The sequence below is a fragment of the Variovorax rhizosphaerae genome (genome assembly GCF_037889975.1).
Taxonomy (GTDB): domain Bacteria; phylum Pseudomonadota; class Gammaproteobacteria; order Burkholderiales; family Burkholderiaceae_C; genus Variovorax; species Variovorax rhizosphaerae.
Map to the genome: position 1 here is coordinate 117619 of NZ_JBBKZT010000005.1, position 17968 is coordinate 135586.

General features: G+C 65.5%; 17 protein-coding genes. 14 read left to right on the forward strand and 3 right to left on the reverse strand.

Features of this window, described 5'->3' with window-relative positions; all coding sequences use genetic code 11:
• The first annotated feature begins 40 nt into the window (after positions 1-40).
• The gene (locus WKW82_RS12035; protein WP_340342523.1) at positions 41-808 is read left to right on the forward strand and encodes an SDR family oxidoreductase; all 768 of its coding nucleotides are present in this window, start codon (positions 41-43) and stop codon (positions 806-808) included.
• A gap of 9 nt (positions 809-817) precedes the next feature.
• Here WKW82_RS12035 and WKW82_RS12040 read toward each other — a convergent pair whose 3' ends face one another.
• The 3 genes from WKW82_RS12040 to WKW82_RS12050 form a co-directional block, all read right to left on the reverse strand.
• Positions 818-2275, reverse strand: coding sequence for an NAD(P)H-hydrate dehydratase (locus tag WKW82_RS12040; RefSeq protein WP_340342524.1), 1458 nt, complete (start codon positions 2273-2275; stop codon positions 818-820).
• Between the two features lie 15 nt (positions 2276-2290).
• A complete protein-coding gene (locus WKW82_RS12045; protein ID WP_340342525.1) occupies positions 2291-3547 on the reverse strand; it encodes a D-amino acid dehydrogenase in 1257 nt (418 codons plus the stop codon).
• A 168-nt stretch (positions 3548-3715) separates the two neighbouring features.
• Complete coding sequence (locus tag WKW82_RS12050) at positions 3716-5041, reverse strand: amidase (RefSeq protein WP_340342526.1); 1326 nt, start codon at positions 5039-5041, stop codon at positions 3716-3718.
• A 179-nt stretch (positions 5042-5220) separates the two neighbouring features.
• Between WKW82_RS12050 and rpsB the strand changes: the two genes are divergently transcribed.
• The 13 genes from rpsB (at position 5221) to lpxA (ending at position 17963) form a co-directional block, all read left to right on the forward strand.
• A complete protein-coding gene (gene rpsB / locus WKW82_RS12055) occupies positions 5221-5976 on the forward strand; it encodes a 30S ribosomal protein S2 (RefSeq protein ID WP_340342527.1) in 756 nt (251 codons plus the stop codon).
• Positions 5977-6055: 79 nt separating this feature from the next.
• Positions 6056-6988, forward strand: a complete 933-nt coding sequence (gene tsf, locus WKW82_RS12060; protein WP_340342528.1) for a translation elongation factor Ts — start codon at positions 6056-6058, stop codon at positions 6986-6988.
• Between the two features lie 86 nt (positions 6989-7074).
• The gene (gene pyrH / locus WKW82_RS12065; protein WP_340342529.1) at positions 7075-7797 is read left to right on the forward strand and encodes a UMP kinase; all 723 of its coding nucleotides are present in this window, start codon (positions 7075-7077) and stop codon (positions 7795-7797) included.
• Between the two features lie 18 nt (positions 7798-7815).
• On the forward strand, positions 7816-8376 hold the full coding sequence (gene frr / locus WKW82_RS12070) for a ribosome recycling factor (protein ID WP_340342530.1): 561 nt from the start codon (positions 7816-7818) through the stop codon (positions 8374-8376).
• Between the two features lie 66 nt (positions 8377-8442).
• Positions 8443-9180, forward strand: a complete 738-nt coding sequence (uppS, locus tag WKW82_RS12075) for a polyprenyl diphosphate synthase (RefSeq protein WP_340342531.1) — start codon at positions 8443-8445, stop codon at positions 9178-9180.
• A 6-nt stretch (positions 9181-9186) separates the two neighbouring features.
• Positions 9187-10032 carry a phosphatidate cytidylyltransferase gene (locus WKW82_RS12080; protein ID WP_340342532.1) on the forward strand — a complete coding sequence of 282 codons (846 nt, stop codon included), beginning with the start codon at positions 9187-9189 and terminating at the stop codon, positions 10030-10032.
• The gene (locus WKW82_RS12085; RefSeq protein WP_340342533.1) at positions 10029-11219 is read left to right on the forward strand and encodes a 1-deoxy-D-xylulose-5-phosphate reductoisomerase; all 1191 of its coding nucleotides are present in this window, start codon (positions 10029-10031) and stop codon (positions 11217-11219) included. The genes WKW82_RS12080 and WKW82_RS12085 overlap by 4 nt, the downstream gene beginning before the upstream one ends.
• A 30-nt stretch (positions 11220-11249) precedes the next feature.
• The gene (gene rseP, locus WKW82_RS12090) at positions 11250-12680 is read left to right on the forward strand and encodes an RIP metalloprotease RseP (protein ID WP_340342534.1); all 1431 of its coding nucleotides are present in this window, start codon (positions 11250-11252) and stop codon (positions 12678-12680) included.
• A 37-nt stretch (positions 12681-12717) separates the two neighbouring features.
• Positions 12718-15162 carry an outer membrane protein assembly factor BamA gene (gene bamA / locus WKW82_RS12095; protein ID WP_340342535.1) on the forward strand — a complete coding sequence of 815 codons (2445 nt, stop codon included), beginning with the start codon at positions 12718-12720 and terminating at the stop codon, positions 15160-15162.
• Positions 15162-15716, forward strand: a complete 555-nt coding sequence (locus WKW82_RS12100; RefSeq protein ID WP_340342536.1) for an OmpH/Skp family outer membrane protein — start codon at positions 15162-15164, stop codon at positions 15714-15716. Before bamA ends, WKW82_RS12100 begins: the two co-directional genes overlap by 1 nt.
• 13 nt (positions 15717-15729) lie before the next feature.
• Entirely contained in the window at positions 15730-16698 is a 969-nt protein-coding gene (lpxD, locus tag WKW82_RS12105; protein ID WP_340342537.1) for a UDP-3-O-(3-hydroxymyristoyl)glucosamine N-acyltransferase, read from the forward strand.
• A gap of 16 nt (positions 16699-16714) precedes the next feature.
• On the forward strand, positions 16715-17161 hold the full coding sequence (fabZ, locus tag WKW82_RS12110; protein ID WP_213954287.1) for a 3-hydroxyacyl-ACP dehydratase FabZ: 447 nt from the start codon (positions 16715-16717) through the stop codon (positions 17159-17161).
• Positions 17162-17174: 13 nt separating this feature from the next.
• Positions 17175-17963 carry an acyl-ACP--UDP-N-acetylglucosamine O-acyltransferase gene (gene lpxA, locus WKW82_RS12115; protein ID WP_340342538.1) on the forward strand — a complete coding sequence of 263 codons (789 nt, stop codon included), beginning with the start codon at positions 17175-17177 and terminating at the stop codon, positions 17961-17963.
• Positions 17964-17968: the final 5 nt, after the last annotated feature.

Consider the following 17968-nt stretch of genomic DNA (forward strand, 5'->3'; position numbering starts at 1 on the left):
CGATCAACAAACCTCCAACCAAGAAGAAAGTGAAGACTGAATGACCGCAGAGACAACCCCGGGCTCGCGCATTGCGATCGTGACCGGCGCCGGCACCGGCATTGGCCGCTCCGGTGCACTGGCCTTGCTCGGCGACGGCTGGAGCGTGGCACTGGCCGGGCGTCGGGCCGAGCCCCTGGAAGCCGTTGCCAAGGAGTCCGGCGCCGGCTCGCGCGTGATCGCGGTGCCGACCGACGTGGCCGACCCGGCTTCCGTCGAGGCGCTGTTTGCCGCAGCGGTGAAGCAATTCGGCCGGGTCGACCTGCTGTTCAACAACGCGGGTATCGGCAACCCGCCCGGCCCGTTCGAGGACTGGACCGCCGCGCAGTGGAAGGGCGTCGTGGACATCAACCTGAACGGGATGTTCTATTGCATCCAGCAGGCCTTCCGCACCATGAAGGCGCAGTCGCCGCGGGGTGGCCGCATCATCAACAACGGTTCGATCTCGGCCACGGCGCCGCGGCCGAATTCGATCGCCTACACGGCGACCAAGCACGCGGTGCAGGGTCTGACGAAGACGGCTTCGCTGGACGGCCGCAAGTACGACATCGCCGTCGGCCAGGTCGACGTGGGCAACGCGATGACCGCGATGGGCGGACGCATGGCGAATGGCGTGCCGCAAGCCAATGGCGAGATCGCGGTGGAGCCGGTGATCGACGTGGACATCGTCGGCCGTTCGGTGCTCTACATGGCCAATCTGCCGCTGGAAGCCAACGTGTTGTTCCACACGATCATGGCGACCAAGATGCCCTTCGTGGGCCGCGGCTGAAGTCGAACTTCAGTGCACGCCTCCGCGTGCCAGCGCGCCGGCGGTGAGTGGCGTGTCGGCGGGCCATCGGTCGGCCCGATGGCCATGCAGCCACACCGCTTCGCGTGCCGCGGCCAGTGAGGGCAGGCCGCTCGCCAATGCTGCGCCGACCATGCCGGCCAGCACGTCGCCGGTGCCGGCTGAGGCCAGGCGCGCATTGCCAGTCAGGTTGATGGAGGGGCGCTCGCCCGGCGCCGCGATCACCGTGCCGGAGCCCTTGAGCACGACTGTGCTGCCGAAGCGGTTCGCGAGCCGTTGGGCTGCGCCGATTCGATCGGCTTGTACTGCGGACGTATCGACGTCGAGCAGGCGCGCGGCTTCCAGCGGGTGAGGCGTGAGCACGGTCTGCTGGCCGCGTCGGCCGCGTGATTCGAGCAGCACTTGCAGTGCGGGATCGAATGCGATGGCATTGAGTGCGTCGGCGTCTATCACCAGCCGGTGCGCCGTCGACAGAACTCGGGGCAGCAACGCGCGAACGGCTGTGCCGCCACCACATCCCATGACGGTCGTCATCTGAGCCAGGTCCAGCGAGGCGGCGTCGCGCAACATGAGTTCGGGTTGAGAGGCATCCAATGCCGCTCGGCCATCGAGGAGGCCGGCGAATACCCGACCGGCACCGGCATGCAGGGCCGCAGATGCCGCCAGCAAGGCCGCACCCGCCATGCCGGGCGCGCCGCCGATCACGGCAACGTCGCCATAGCTGCCCTTGTGCGAAGCGTGCCATCGCGCACGTGGGGGCGGGGTGCCTGCGAGGCGTCCCGCGGGCGTCGCGGCGGAGGATTCGCAGCCCAGGTCATCGAGCCAGACCTCGCCTGCGGCATCGCGGCCCTGCGCGGTAAACAGGCCGGGCTTCAAGGTCAGCAGGCTGAGGCAGAAGCGTCGTCCGCCCTGATGGCGCGACGGCATCAAGTCTGCCGACACGCGGCCGGTGTCGGCGTCAAGGCCGGACGGCACATCGACGCTGAGAACCGGCGCGGCGCCGGCATTCATGGACCGAAGCCATTGCGCCATCACGCCGTCCGGCGGGCGGCTGGCACCGATGCCGAGCAATGCGTCGATCGCCAGGTCCCAAGCGGCCGGTGGTGATGCGTCGAAGACCACACCCGCGGCACGCGCGCGTTCGAGCGAAGCACGGGCGTCTGGCGGCGCGCGGTCCGCATCGCCAAGCCAGGTGACGACGGGCGCAAAGCCGCGCTGCTTCAGTTGCGCGGCGGCTTCCAGGCCGTCGCCGCCGTTGTTGCCGGGGCCGCAGGCAATCCACACCGTGCGCGCGTGCGGCGCGAGCGCCATCGCCAACCTCGCGACTGCGAGGCCCGCTCGCTGCATCAGCGTGTGCGGTGGCAGCGTCGCGGCTGCGGCATGCTCGAGGCTGCGCGTGCCTGCGACGTCGAACAGGTCTGCAACGGTCGATGAGGTGACGCGCTGCACTCGATGCCTCTGCGATCAGTTCACCAGCAAGCGCTCGACGCCCAGGCCTTCGAGGTCGACGCCGGGATCGTTGCCGCTGATCAGGTCGGCCGTCACGCGCGCACTGCCGCAGGACAGGGCCCAGCCGCTGGAGCCGTGCCCCAGGTTGAGCCAGATGCCGGGTATGCCGCTGGGCCCGAGGATCGGCGGGCCGTCGGGCAGCATCGGGCGCGCACCTTTCCATTGCTGTACGCCGGCTTGCAGCGTCACTGCGCCGGGGAACCAGTCGTGCAATACCTTGTAGAGCGTCTTCAAGGCGGCGGGGTTGACCTCGTCGCGGGCCCCGCCCAACTCAGCGCTGCCGGCCACGCGAACACGCAGGCCGAGCCGCGAGATCGCGACCTTGTAGCGCTCGTCCATCACCGCGCTGCGCGGCGCATTGAGCGGCTCGCGGATGTTGGCGCTGATCGAGTGGCCGTAGACCGGCGTCAGCGGAATGCGCAAGCCGAGCGGCTTCAGCATGCGGGCCGAGTCGACCCCTGCGCACATCACGATGGCGTCGAACTCGTGCGCTTCGGAACCGCCGGCCAGCGAGATCGCCCGCGGCGACGCGCGCGTGAGTGGCGCGATGTCGCAACCGAAGTGGAACTGCACGCCAAGCGCCCCGGCCTCGCGCTTGAGCAGCAGCGCGAACTGCCGGCAGTTGCCGACCTCGTCGTCGGGCAGGTGGATGGCGCCGCTGAGCGAGGTCTCGGTGCTGAGCGCGGGCTCGATCTTGCGGGCCTCGTCGGCGTCGAGTTGCTGGAACTTGGTGCCGACGGCGCGCAGCACGTCGAGGCCCGGCTGCACCATCTTGACGTCGCGCTTGGAGCGCAGCAGCACCATGTAGCCATCGCTGCGTTCGTAGATGAGTTCGCAGGCTTCGGTGATCTCGTGCAGGCGGGTGCGGCTGTAGAAGGCCAGCCGTTGCATGCGGGTGCGATTGGCCAGGTAGGTCTCGAGCTTGCAGGCGCGCTGCCAACGGCTCATGAACGTCAGGTCGCGCATGGCGAGCGGCCAGCGCACCTTGACCGCGCCATGCGTGGACAGCAGCGAGCGCAGGACCTTGCCGCGCATGCCGGGCGCGGCCCAGGGGGTGATGTAGCCGGGCGCGACCACGCCCGCGTTGGCAAAGCTGGATTCCTCCGCGACGGCGCCCCGGCGCTCGAACACCATGACTTCGTGGCCGTCGCAGGCCAATTCCCAGGCAGTGGTGACACCGATGATGCCGGCGCCCACGATTGCGATTTTCATTGGATTCGAAATGTCAGAAGAAGGCACGCATTGCGCGCCAAGCGCCGAGGATAGACGACGCGAGGCGGGCTGAGGTGCCCGGGCGAGGCGGATTCGATGCTCCGTTGTGCCGTCGCCGCAACGGCGGGGGCGGAGCCGTCGTCCTGCGCGGGCGCGGCGGGATGGTTCCTACGCTGCTTGCAGTGCTTGCTCGGCCTGCGCTGCGACGGCCAGCACGGGGTCGTCATGCAGCGCCGCATGCCAGATCATCAGCCCGACGGGCAGGCCCTCGGTGACGGGGCACGGGATCGAGATGGCGCAGCCGTCGAGCATGTTGATGATGGACGGATTGCGCAACAACAGGCTGTTGATGCGGAAGAACTCGTCATCCCGCTCGGCGCCAGGCGCCACGCTGGCAATGGTCGGGGCCGTGATCGGCAGGGTGGGCGAGAGCAGGGCGTCGAAAGGCGACAGCAAGGCTTCCATCCGTTCGATCCAGGCGTGGCGTGCGTGGATCAGCTCGATGTATTCGTGCGCCTTCATATGGGCGCCGTTGACGATGCGCCGGGCAACGCGGGGGTCGTAGCCGGCGCCGCTGCGCTCCAGCAACAGGCGATGCCAGGCATAGGCTTCGGCGGCGGAGAAGCCGCCTGTCGCGTTGATCGAGGCCAGTTCCGACAGCGGGGGTAGCGTGATCTCCTCGATCCGGGCGCCGGCCGCGCGCAGGCGAGCCAGGGCATCGTCCAAGGCGGCGGCGACCGCCGGTTCGAGCCCGTCAAGGAACACGTTGGTGGGGACGGCCAAGCGGTACGCGGCCAGCGGCGCGTTGCCGCGCGTGACATGGCGCCCGGCCAGGATTTCGTGGGTGATGACCGCGTCGCGCACCGAGCGCGTCATGGCGCACACGGTGTCGAGCGTGGTCGACAGCGGCAGCGCGCCATCGGCCGGCACCAGTCGCGCGGTGCTCTTGAAGCCGACGATGCCGTTGAGCGCGGCCGGGATGCGGATCGAGCCGCCGGTGTCCGAGCCCAGGCCGATGAAGGCCGCGCCACTGGCCACGGAAACCGCGGCGCCGGACGACGACCCGCCCGGAATGCGTGGCGTGGCCGTGTCGCAGGCATTGGCGGGCGTGCCGTGGTGCGGATTCACGCCGACCCCCGAGAAGGCGAATTCGGTCATGTTGGTGCGGCCCATGAGGGCCCCGCCGGCAGCGCGCAGGCGGGTCACTGCAATCGCATCGGCTTTCGCGGCCGGCGCGTGGGCGAGCACTTTCGAGCCGGCCGGCGTCGTTTGGCCCTCGATGTCGAACAGGTCCTTGGCGGAAAACGCGAGTCCGGCCAGGGGCTGTTCCGCGTTGGCGCGCGCCGCGTCCTCGCGGGCCCGGTCGAACATCGGGTGCGTGAAGACGTGGTTGCAGGCCGGCGATTCGGCGGCTGTGATGGCGTGCTCTATTTCGGTGCGCGCGTCGGTCCGGCCCGCGCGCAGTGCGAGGCGTGTGGCGTAAAGGTCGTGCATGCCCCCATGCTATACTCCTTGGGTTTCGCTGAGAGGGCGCCATCCGGGTCTACCCGGACAATCCAGGTAATCATCAGTTTAGAAACACATCCGCAAACCAGCCCACTCAAGGTGTCGTGATCCCCTTCAGGATCGCGATGACGGACTGGATTTAAGACACAACCTTTGGAGTTATTCCTATGTCGACCACCATGCGCGAAATGCTGGAAGCCGGTGTCCACTTCGGTCACCAAACCCGCTTCTGGAACCCCAAGATGGCCCCGTACATCTTCGGCCATCGCAACAAGATCCACATCATCAACCTGGAAAAGTCGCTCCCGATGTTCCAGGACGCGATGAAGTACGCCAAGCAACTCACGGCCAACCGCGGCACGATCCTGATGGTCGGCACCAAGCGCCAGGCCCGTGAAATCGTCGCGACCGAAGCCCGCCGCGCCGGCGTGCCCTTCGTCGACACCCGCTGGCTCGGCGGCATGTTGACCAACTTCAAGACGGTCAAGACCTCGATCAAGCGCCTCAAGGACATGAAGGCCCAGCAGGAAGCCGGCCTCGATTCGCTGAGCAAGAAGGAGCAACTGACCTTCTCGCGCGAAATCGCCAAGCTGGAAAAGGACATCGGCGGCATCCAGGACATGGCTGCGCTGCCGGACGCGATCTTCGTGATCGACGTGGGCTTCCACAAGATCGCCGTGGCCGAAGCCAAGAAGCTCGGCATTCCGCTGATCGGCGTGGTCGACTCGAACCACTCGCCTGAAGGCATCGACTACGTGATCCCCGGCAACGACGACTCATCGAAGGCCGTCACGCTGTACGCCCGCGGTATCGCCGACGCAATCATCGAAGGCCGCAACAGCGCCACCGGTGACGTGGTCAAGGCCATCGCCGAAGGCAACAGCGACGAGTTCGTGGAAGTCGAAGAGGGCGCTTCGGCCTGAGTTGCTCGCCCGCGAGCCTGAAGAAGGGGCTTCATGGCCCCTTTTTTTAATCTGAATATTGAGATAACGGAGAAAACAAATGGCTGCAATCACCGCAAGCATGGTCGGCGAACTGCGCGCAAAGACCGATGCGCCCATGATGGAATGCAAGAAGGCCCTGACCGAGGCCGAAGGCAACATGGAAAAGGCCGAAGAGCTGCTGCGCATCAAGCTCGGCAACAAGGCCGGCAAGGCATCGGCGCGCGTGACGGCTGAAGGCGTGGTCGCCGCATACGTCGACGGCACCGTCGGCGGCATGATCGAAATCAACTGCGAAACCGACTTCGTCACCAAGAACGACGCCTTCCTGGCCATGGCCAAGGCTGCCGCTGAACTGGTCGCGAAGCACAACCCGGCCGACGTCGCCGCGCTGGGCGCACTGCCCTATTCGCAAGACAGCTTCGGCCCCACGCTGGAAGACGTGCGCAAGGGCCTGATCGGCACCATCGGCGAGAACATGAGCTTCCGCCGCTTCAAGCAGTTCAATTCCGGCGCCAAGCTGGCTTCGTACCTGCATGGCGTGCGCATCGGCGTGCTGGTCGAGTACGAAGGCGACGACACGGCTGCCAAGGACGTCGCGATGCACATCGCCGCGATGAAGCCGGTCGCGCTTTCGACCGCCGACGTGCCCGCTGACCTGATCGAAAAAGAGCGCGCAGTTGCCATGGGCAAGGCCGAGGAAGACCGCAAGGTCGCCGAAGCCGCCGGCAAACCGGCGCAGTCGGCTGAAATCGTCGCCAAGCGCGTCGAAGGTGGCGTGCAGAAGTTCCTGAAGGAAGTCTCGCTGCACAACCAGCCTTTCGTGAAGAACGACAAGCAGACCGTCGAGCAGATGCTCAAGTCCGCCAACACCTCGATCAAGGGCTTCACGATGTACATCGTCGGCGAAGGCATCGAGAAGAAGGTCGACGACTTTGCCGCCGAAGTGGCTGCGCAAGTCGCTGCCGCCAAGGGCGAAAAGCCCGCGGCCTGACCGCCGCAAACGATGGCGCCGCGCGTGCGGCCCCATCACGCTCCCCGCTTAAACTCCCTCCCGCCAACCACTCAAGGAATCTCCTCATGCCCAACGCCCGCCCAGCCCACAAGCGCATCTTGTTGAAGCTGTCGGGAGAGGCGCTGATGGGAGACGATGCCTTCGGCATCAACCGCGCGACCATCGTTCGCATGGTCGAGGAAGTGGCGGAAGTGGTGAACATGGGCGTGGAAGTCGCCGTCGTCATCGGCGGCGGCAACATCTTCCGCGGCGTGGCCGGCGGTTCGGTCGGCATGGATCGCGCGACCGCCGACTACATGGGCATGCTTGCCACCGTGATGAACGCGCTGGCGCTGGCCGACGCGATGAACAAGCAGGGCCTCACGGCCCGCGTGATGTCGGCCATTGCGATCGAGCAGGTGGTCGAGCCCTACGTCCGTCCCAAGGCCTTGCAGTACCTCGAAGAGGGCAAGGTCGTGATCTTCGCGGCCGGTACCGGCAACCCCTTCTTCACCACCGACACTGCGGCCGCCTTGCGTGGCGCCGAGATCGGTGCTGAACTGGTGCTGAAGGCCACCAAGGTCGACGGCGTCTACACCGCTGACCCCAAGAAAGACCCCAGCGCCACGCGTTATGCGACGCTCAGCTTTGACGAAGCAATCGCGCAAAATCTCGGGATCATGGATGCCACCGCTTTCGCGTTGTGCCGCGACCAGAAATTGCCGATCAAGGTGTTCTCGATTTTCAAGAACGGCGCGCTGCGGCGCGTCGTGATGGGCGAGGATGAAGGCACACTGGTCCATGCTTGAGGCTTGAGGAGAATTGAAGTGACCATTGCAGATATTCGCAAGACGACTGATACCAAGATGAATCAGTCGCTCGCCGCATTCCAGAACAACCTGACGAAGATCCGCACGGGCCGTGCCAATCCGGCGCTGCTCGACTCGATCCATGTCGACTACTACGGCTCGCAGGTGCCGCTGAGCCAGGTCGCCAACGTGGCGCTGCTGGATTCGCGCACCATCAGCATCCAGCCCTGGGAAAAGGGCATGGGCGCGAAGATCGAGAAGGCCATTCGCGAAAGCGACCTCGGCTTGAACCCGGCCTCGATGGGCGACCTGATCCGCGTGCCGATGCCGCCGATGAGCGAAGAGCGCCGCAAGGAAATGACCAAGCTGGTGCGCAACGAGGGCGAGGCCGCCAAGATCGCCACGCGCAACCTGCGCCGCGACGCCAATGAAGCGGTCAAGAAGCTGGTCAAGGACAAAGCCGCGTCGGAAGACGACCAGAAGCGTGCCGAAGCCGAGATCCAGAAAGTGACCGACCGCCACATCGCGGAAATCGACAAGATGATCACGGCCAAAGAGGCCGAGATCATGGCTGTATAGGGTGATGACCCCCTCGCTCGGCACTGTCGTGTCGTCGCTGCCCCAGCGACTCTGGTTGCTCGGCACATGACGGCACCATCCGCCGTCCCCAATCACATCGCCATCGTGATGGACGGCAACGGTCGTTGGGCGACGCGGCGCTACCTACCGCGCGTGGCCGGGCACAAGCAGGGCGTCGAGTCGCTGCGGCGTTGCGTCCGTGCCTGCGCTGATCGCGGTGTGGGCGTGCTGACCGTGTTTGCGTTTTCGTCCGAGAACTGGAACCGTCCCGTCGAGGAAGTGTCCGGCCTCATGGACCTGATGGTCGGTTCGCTGGGCCGGGAAGTGCCGCGGCTGCGTGAGGACGGCGTGCAACTCCATTTCATCGGCGAACGTGGTGGCCTGTCCGACAAGATGATCGCCAGCCTGGTGCAGGCCGAGGCCGCAACCGCGCACAACACTCGCCTGGTGTTCAACGTCTGCTTCAACTATGGTGGCCGCTGGGATATCGCCCGTGCCGCCGCGCAACTGGCCGCGCGAGGCGAGCCCTTGACTGAAGTGAACCTCGACCGTGCGATGTCGCTGGCCCATGTGCCCGACCCGGACCTGTTCATCCGCACCGGCGGCGAACAGCGGCTGTCGAATTTCCTGCTCTGGCAAAGTGCGTATGCGGAGTTGTTCTTCAGCGACAAGCTGTGGCCGGAGTTCGACGAGGCTGCGCTCGACGAGGCCATCGCCGCATTCAGCAATCGCGAACGCCGCTTCGGCAAGACTTCGGCGCAGATCGCCGGTGGCGCTTCGAAGTCGCCGCGGCAAACGGCCTGAGGCGGCATGCTCAAGCAACGAATCATCACAGCGCTGGCCCTGCTGGCTGTCTTGCTGCCAGCCCTGTTCTACAAGTCGTACGAGCCCTTTGCGGTCGTCATGTTGGTGCTGATCGGCGCCGCTGCCTGGGAGTGGGGCCGACTCAATGGTTATGGGCCACGCTTGTCGCTGTTGCTGGGGGGCGAGATGGTGCTCCTTTGCGCGCTGTCCTGGTGGGTCGGCCTGCTCGGGCAATCGCTGACCATGGTCTGGATCATTGCCAGCGCGGCATGGGTGCTCGGCGGTGCGGCGCTGTTGCGGGTGGCCGTGCCGGGCTGGCCGAAGATACCGCGTGCGGTTCGCCTGGTTGGCGGGCTGCTGGCCTTGTGGGTGGCGTGGCTGGCGGCCGTGCAGGCACGCATGGTGGGCATCAATTTCCTGCTGTCGATCCTGCTGCTCGTCTGGGTGGCCGACGTTTTTGCCTACTTCGCGGGGCGTGCGTTCGGACTCAAGTTCACCAAGGGCAAGCTCGCGCCATCCATCAGCCCCGGCAAGAGCTGGGAAGGCGTGTGGGGCGGCATGGCGGGCGTGGTGGTGTTGGCGTTTGCCTGGGTCGTGTCAGATCGTGCGCTCGGCGCATCGGTGCACAGCCTGTACACGCGGCTGGATGCACGCGGCTGGTGGCTGCTCCTGATCGGCGTGGTGTTCCTGGCCGCGATGAGCGTGGTCGGTGACCTGGTCGAGTCCCTGATCAAGCGTGCCGCAGGCGCCAAGGACAGCAGCAACCTCCTGCCGGGCCATGGCGGGGTGCTGGACCGGGTCGACGCGTTGTTGCCGGTGCTTCCGCTGGCGATGATGCTGGTATCGCTGTGAACGAAGGACGAAAACTCCGCGTGACGGTGCTCGGGTCGACCGGTTCGGTTGGCGTCAGCACCCTTGACGTGATTTCGCGCCACCCGGAGCGCTTCGAAGTGTTCGCGTTGTCGGCGGCCACGAAGGTGGACGAACTGCTGGCCCAGTGCGCGCGCTACAAGCCGCGCTACGCCGCCATGGCGAGCGGGCCGCACGCGGCCCAGCTGGCTGAGAAGCTCAAGCAGAACGGCCTGGGCACGACCGTCCTGACCGCTCAGGGCGCCCTGGAAATGATCGCCTCGCATGAAGAGGTCGACGCCGTGATGGCCGCCATCGTCGGTGCGGCGGGCCTGGGGCCTTGCCTTGCCGCGGCGCGAGCCGGCAAGCGCCTGATGCTGGCCAACAAGGAGGCGATCGTCGTGGGCGGCGAACTGTTCATGCGCACGGTGCGCGACGGCGGTGCCAACCTGATGCCGATCGACAGCGAACACTCGGCCATCTTCCAGTGCCTGCCGGAAGACCGCAGCACCTGGGCTCAGCGCGTGGACCATGTGCTGCTGACGGCGTCCGGCGGTCCCTTCCGGTTGCGCGACCCGAAGACGCTCGGCGCCATCACGCCCGAGGAGGCCTGCGCGCATCCGAACTTCTCGATGGGCCGGAAGATTTCGGTCGACTCCGCCACCATGATGAACAAGGCGCTCGAGGTGATCGAGGCCAAGTGGCTGTTCGACCTGACGCCGGAACAGGTCAAGGTGGTGATCCACCCACAGCAGATCATCCATTCGATGGTGCAGTTCCAGGATTCCTCGGTGATCGCCCAACTCGGTACGCCCGACATGCGCGTGCCCATCGCTTGCGGCCTGGCCTGGCCCGCGCGTATCGAGAGCGGCGCCGGACGCCTGGATTTCGCCGCCTTGTCGGCCCTGACTTTCGAAGACGCCGACGCGGCGCGTTTCCCAGGGCTGCACCTGGCATGGCACGCGCTGCGCGCCTTGCCTGGGACCACAGCTGTGCTGAACGCCGCCAATGAAGTCGCTGTCGAAGCCTTCCTGGCGCGCCGATTGCGCTTCGACCGCATCCACGCGGTGAACCTTGAAACTTTGGAGACGGTCAGGCCCTCCAAGCCAGGATCGCTGGCCGATTTGCTGGCGCTCGACGCCGAGGCGCGCGCCGCCGCGAACGCCACCGCCCAACGGTTCGCCCACTGACGCGCGGCATCGCACAACAGAGGAATCCGGATGCTTACCCTCGTCGCCTTTGTTGTCGCGCTCGGCTTGCTGATCACGGTGCACGAGTACGGCCACTATCGGGTGGCCGTGGCGTGCGGCGTGAGGGTCAAGCGCTTCGGCATCGCCACCTTGCCATTTGGCGATCCTGACAGCCCCAACTTCCTGTCACGTTTCCTCTGGCGCATCAGCAAGCCGGTGTGGACGTACAAGCCGAAACGGCAGCATCCCGGGCAGGACACGGAATTTGCCTTCGGCGTCTTTCCATTCGGCGGCTATGTCCAGATGCTGGACGAGCGCGAAGGCGATGTTGCGCCCGAGGAGAGGTATCAGGCGCTCAACGCCCAGCCCTTGCGCTCGCGCGTGGCCATCGTGGCTGCCGGCCCGATCGCCAACCTGCTGCTCGCGGTGCTGCTGTATTCGATGGTCAACTGGATCGGTGTGCTGGAGCCGGTGGCACGCCTGGGGAAGCCGGCGGTAGCCTCCCTGGCCGAGCAGGCGGGCTTGCGCGGCGGTGAACTCATCGGTGCCGCAGCCTATGTCGGTGACGCGCTGGAGCCGGTGAGGTCCTTCGAAGACCTGCGTTGGCGCATGACGCGAGCCGCGCTGGATGGCCACGACCTCGAAGTCGAGATCGCGGGAGAGCAGGGCAAGCCGGCGCGCCTGCTGGTGCTGCCGCTGAGCCGCATCGAGGCCAAGGATGCCGATGCGCAGATGTTCCGCAAGATCGGTGTCCTCGCCCCCCTGACTCGGCCGGAGATCGGTGAAGTGGTCGCGGGCGGCCCTGGCGCCATGTCGGGTCTGCAGCGCGGCGACGTGGTGCGCATGGTCGGCAGCGAGGCGATCGTCGACGGGCAGCAACTGCGCGACGCGATTCGCGCTTCGGTGGATGGTGACAAGCCGCGCACGCAGCCTTGGCGCATCGAACGCGACGGTCGCACCATGACCCTCGACGTCACGCCCGAAGCGCGCGAAGAGGGCAAGCTCAAGGTCGGCCGGATCGGAGCCTACGTGGGCACCGCCCCCGAGATGGTCACGGTGCGGCAGGGCCTCGTGGACGGCTTCTGGCACGGCGTGGTGCGGACCTGGGAAGTGTCCGCGCTGACCGTGCGCATGATGGGCAAGATGGTGATCGGCGAGGCCTCGCTGAAGAACCTCAGCGGCCCGCTCACGATCGCCGATTACGCGGGCAAGTCCGCCAATGTCGGCTTCACGCAATACCTGCTGTTCCTGGCCCTGATCAGCGTGAGCCTCGGTGTACTGAACCTGATGCCTCTGCCGGTCCTCGATGGAGGGCACCTGATGTATTATCTTTGGGAGGGGCTGACTGGCAGGGGGGTCTCTACGGCATGGATGAACGGGCTTCAGAATGGCGGGCTCGTTTTGCTGCTGGTCATGATGTCGATCGCACTCTTCAACGACGTCTCACGGCTCTTTGGTTAACTTTCCACCGGCCCTTTCCGTGCCGGTTACTTCTCAGATGAACAAGTCAAACAGTCGCTTTCGTATGCGCAGCGTGGTCGCTTTGGTTGCGGCCTCCCTGGCCGCCACCGCCGCATGGGCCGTCGAGCCCTTCACGGTGCGAGACATCCGCGTCGAAGGCCTGCAGCGTGTCGAACCCGGCACCATCTTCGCTTCACTGCCATTCCGCGTGGGCGACACCTATAGCGACGAGCGCGGCTCGGCCGCGATCCGCGCACTGTTCGACCTGGGCCTGTTCAAAGACGTGCGCATCGATGTGAATGGCAACGTGCTCGTGGTCATCGTCGAGGAGCGGCCCACCATCGCCGGCGTCGATTTCGCCGGCACCAAGGAATTCGACAAGGCGGCCCTGACCAAGGCGCTGCGTGAAATCGGCCTCGCGGAAGGCCGGCCGTTCGACAAGGCGCTGGCGGATCGCGCCGAGCAGGAACTCAAGCGCCAGTACATCAGCCGCAGTCTCTACAACGCCACGATCATCACCACGGTCACACCGACCGAGCGCAACCGCGTGAACCTCACGTTCTCGGTGAACGAAGGCGATTCCGCCCGTATCAAGGACATCCGCATCGTCGGCAACAAGGAGTTCAGCGAGTCGACTTTGCTGGGCCTGTTCGACCAGGACAGCGGCGGCTGGCTCGCCTGGTACACCAAGTCCAACCAGTACGCGCGTACCAAGCTCAATGCCGACCTGGAGACGCTGCGCTCCTACTACATCACGCGCGGTTACCTCGAGTTCCGCATCGATTCGACGCAGGTCGCCATCTCGCCGGACCGGCAGGACCTGTCCATCACGGTAAACATCACCGAGGGCGAGAAGTTCACCGTCGCGGGCGTCAAGCTCGCCGGCAACTACCTCGGCCGTGACGACGAGTTCAAGTCGCTCGTGACGATCAAGCCGGGCGAGCCCTACAACGGCGAGTTGGTGGCGCAGACGACCAAGGCCTTCACCGATTACTTCGGCACCTTCGGTTACGCGTTCGCGCGCGTGCAGGCTCGGCCGGAGATCGATCGCAGCAACAACACCGTGACCATGAACCTGGTGGCCGAGCCCTCGCGCCGTGTCTACGTGCGTCGCGTCAGCATCGGCGGCAACAACCGCACGCGCGACGAGGTGGTCCGGCGCGAGTTCCGCCAGTTCGAGGCCTCCTGGTACGACGGCGACAAGATCAAGCTGTCGCGCGACCGCATCGACCGGCTCGGCTATTTCACCGAAGTCAACGTCGACACGCAGGAAATCCCAGGCGTTCCCGACCAGGTCGACCTGACCGTGACCCTGGTCGAAAAGCCGACCGGCACGCTGCAACTGGGCGCGGGCTTCTCGACCGCGGACAAGGTTTCCGTCACCTTCGGCATCACGCAGGAAAATGCCTTCGGTTCGGGCAACTTCCTTGGATTGAACGTCAACACCAGCAAGTACAACCGGGTCATCTCGCTCAACACGACCGATCCCTATTTCACCAAGGACGGCATCTCGCGCACGTTCAGTCTGTATCACACGTCTACCAGTCCGTACAACGACACCGTGGACGGGACCTACCGGCTGACGAGCGATGGCGGGAGCATCCGCTTCGGGGTGCCGTTCAGCGAAGTCGATACCGTGTTCTTCGGGGTCGGCGCGGAGCGGTACAAGTTCGATACGGGTACCCAGGCTTTGCTCTACACGCCGACGTCCTACAAGAACTATTTTGATTGCGGTCCCACGGTGTCCGGGTTCACCTGTGCGGAAGACACAAAGTGGGGCATTCCGTTGACGGTGGGCTGGGCTCGCGATGATCGCGACAGCGCCCTGGTTCCGTCACGTGGCAAGCTTCAACGGGCCAATCTCGAAGTGGGTGTCGCTGGCGACATGCGGTACGTCCGCTCCAGTTACCAATACCAGCAGTTCTTCCCGATCAGCAAGCAGTACACCTTCGCGATCAATACCGAGGTGGGCTATGCCAAGGCCTTTGGCGGCAAGGACTACCCGATCTTCAAGAACTTCTATGCGGGTGGCTTGGGCTCGGTTCGCGGCTTCGAGCAGAACTCCCTTGGCCCGAAGGACACGCCATTCCCGGGCCAGACCGAAGGCGCCGCGATCGGCGGCACCAAGAAGGCCATCTTCAATGCCGAACTGGGCACGCCGTTCCCCGGGGCGGGCAACGACCGTACGTTGCGCCTCTACGGCTTCTTCGACGCCGGCAACGTGTGGGGCGATCGCCAGTATCAGCAAGACGGCACTCCCGTGCTCACTGAACAACAATGGAAGGCCCAGAACAAGATTCGCGCTTCCGTGGGCATCGGCATCAGCTGGATTTCGCCGCTCGGCCCACTGCGGATTGCGTACGCGATCCCGGTGAAGCAGCAAAAGGAAATCCCGAATGTGACCAGCAATCCGTTCGATCCGCCGTTGGTCTCCAAGGATAGAATTCAGCGCGTTCAATTCCAGATCGGAACCGCCTTTTAATGACTCATTTGGCCCGTGCCTTTGGCGCCCTGTTGATTCCCGTTCTTGCGCTGTGCGCCGCGCAAGCGCAAGCGCAGCAGGAGACCTTTCGCGTCGGCTTTGTGAATCCTGATCGCGTGTTGCGCGAGGCCACGACTGCCAAGGCTGCGCAGGCCAAGCTGGAAGCCGAGTTCTCCAAGCGGGACAAGGATCTGCAGGCGCAGGGTGAGGCGCTGAAAGCCGCTTCCGAGAAGTTCGAGCGCGAAGCCCCCACACTGACGGAAACGCAACGCGCCACTCGCCAGCGCCAGTTGGTCGATCAGGACCGCGAGTTCCAGCGCAAGCGCCGCGAGTTCCAGGAAGACCTGAACGCGCGCAAGAACGAGGAGTTGCAAGCGGTCTATGAGCGCGCCAACCGGGTGGTCAAGCAAGTCGCCGAGGCGGAGAAGTACGATGCCATCCTCCAGGAGGCGATCTACATCAACCCCAAGCATGACATCACAGACAAGGTGATCAAGGCGCTGAACGCGTCCACGGCGGCGGGCACGGGTAACGGCGCAGGTACCGGCAAGTAAGGCGGCGACGAGAGTGGCGTTGCGCCTCGGAGCCATAGTCGATGCCCTCGGGGGAGAACTCCAGGGCGACGCGGACCTCGAAATCGCGCGTCTTGCGCCCCTTCAAAGCGCGAGTGCCGACTCGCTCAGTTTCCTGAGCAATCCGAAATTGGTGAAGGAACTCGCAAGCTGCGGGGCGGGCTGCGTCATCGTGTCGCCCGCCATGCGTGAGCCGGCGGCGGCGCGCGGTGCCTTCATCGTCACGCCCGACCCGTATCTCTACTTTGCGCGACTCACGCAACTCTGGAAACGTGCTCACGCCAAGACGGATACACAACCGCGCATTCACCCCAGTGCGGTGGTCGATCCGGAAGCTGTCGTCGATCCGACGGCCCGCATCGGCCCGCTCTGCGTGGTCGAACGGGGCGCACGCATCGGCGCCGAAACCGTGCTGAAGTCGAGCGTGATCGTGAGCGAGGATTGCCAGGTCGGCGCACGCTGCCTGTTGCATCCCGGCGTCGTGATCGGCGCCGACGGCTTCGGTCTGGCGCCAGAACGTGGAACCTGGGTCAAGATCGAACAGTTGGGCGCGGTGCGCATCGGCGATGACGTCGAAATCGGCGCCAATACCTGCATCGACCGCGGCGCGCTGGAAGACACGGTGATCGAGGACGGCGTCAAGCTCGACAACCTGATCCAGGTCGGCCACAACGTGCGCATCGGAAAGCACACGGCCATGGCCGGCTGCTCGGCGGTCGCCGGCAGTGCGGTGATCGGCCCGCATTGCACGGTGGGTGGCGCGGGCATGGTGCTGGGGCATCTGACGCTGGCCGAAGGGGTCCATATCTCGGCCGCCTCGCTCGTCACGCGGTCCATCCTCAAGCCGGGCCAGTACACCGGCGTGTTCCCCATCGACGACAATGCCGCGTGGGAGAAGAACGCCGCCACGCTGAGGCAACTCCACAGCCTGCGCGACCGGATCAAGGCCCTCGAAAAGAAGTGATTGCAGGACAGGAAAAATGACCACGCTCGATATCCACCAGATTCTCAAGCTGCTGCCGCACCGCTATCCGTTCCTGCTGGTGGACCGGGTGCTCTCCATGGAAAAGGGCAAGCGCATCACGGCTCTGAAGAACGTGACGATGAACGAGCCGTTCTTCAACGGCCACTTTCCGCACCGCCCGGTGATGCCGGGCGTGCTGATGCTCGAAGCCATGGCGCAGGCCGCCGCGCTGCTGTCGTTCCATTCGCTGGACATGGTGCCGGACGACAACACGGTCTACTACTTTGCCGCCATCGATGGCGCGCGCTTCAAGCGTCCGGTGGAGCCGGGCGACCAGCTCACGCTGGAGGTCACGATCGACCGAATGAAGGCCGGCATCTCGAAGTTCAGCGGACGCGCGCTGGTGGGCACCGAGCTCGCCTGCGAAGCGACGTTGATGTGCGCGATGCGTCAGATCAACTGAGCTGCGCGCGGGCATGACGCAAGTCCATTCGACGGCGATCGTCGACCCCGGGGCGCAACTCGACCCCACGGTCACGGTCGGCCCCTATACGGTCATCGGACCCCACGTGAAGGTGGGCCCCGGCACTTCCATCGGCCCGCATTGCGTGGTCGAGGGACGCACCACCATCGGGGCCGGCAACAGGATCTTCCAGTTCTCCTCGATCGGCGCGATTCCGCAAGACAAGAAGTATGCGGGTGAGCCGACCGAGCTCGTCATCGGCGACCGCAACACCATCCGCGAGTTCTGCACCTTCAACTTGGGCGTGCCCGGGGCAGGTGGCATTACGCGCATCGGCCATGACAACTGGATCATGGCTTACACCCATATCGCGCACGACTGCCATGTGGGCAACAGCGCAACGCTGGCCAACAACACGACGCTGGCCGGCCACGTGGAGCTGGGCGACTGGGTTACGGTGGGCGGGCTGGTGGGCATCCACCAGTTCGTGAAGGTCGGCGCCTACGCCATGGTCGGCTTCTCCACAGCGGTGTCCCAGGACGTCCCTCCCTACATGCTGGTCGACGGCAATCCGATGGCTGTGCGGGGATTCAACACCGTCGGACTGCGACGTCGCGGCTTCACCGCGGAGCGCCTGGCGGCGGTCAAGCAGATGCACCGCTTGCTGTACCGCCAAGGACGCACGCTGGAGGACGCGCGCGGTGCGATCAGCGCGTTGGCCGCCGAGGTGCCCGAGGCGGCGGCCGATGTCGCGTTGATGAGCGACTTCCTCGCGGCCAGCACGCGCGGCATCGCCAGGTGAACTCC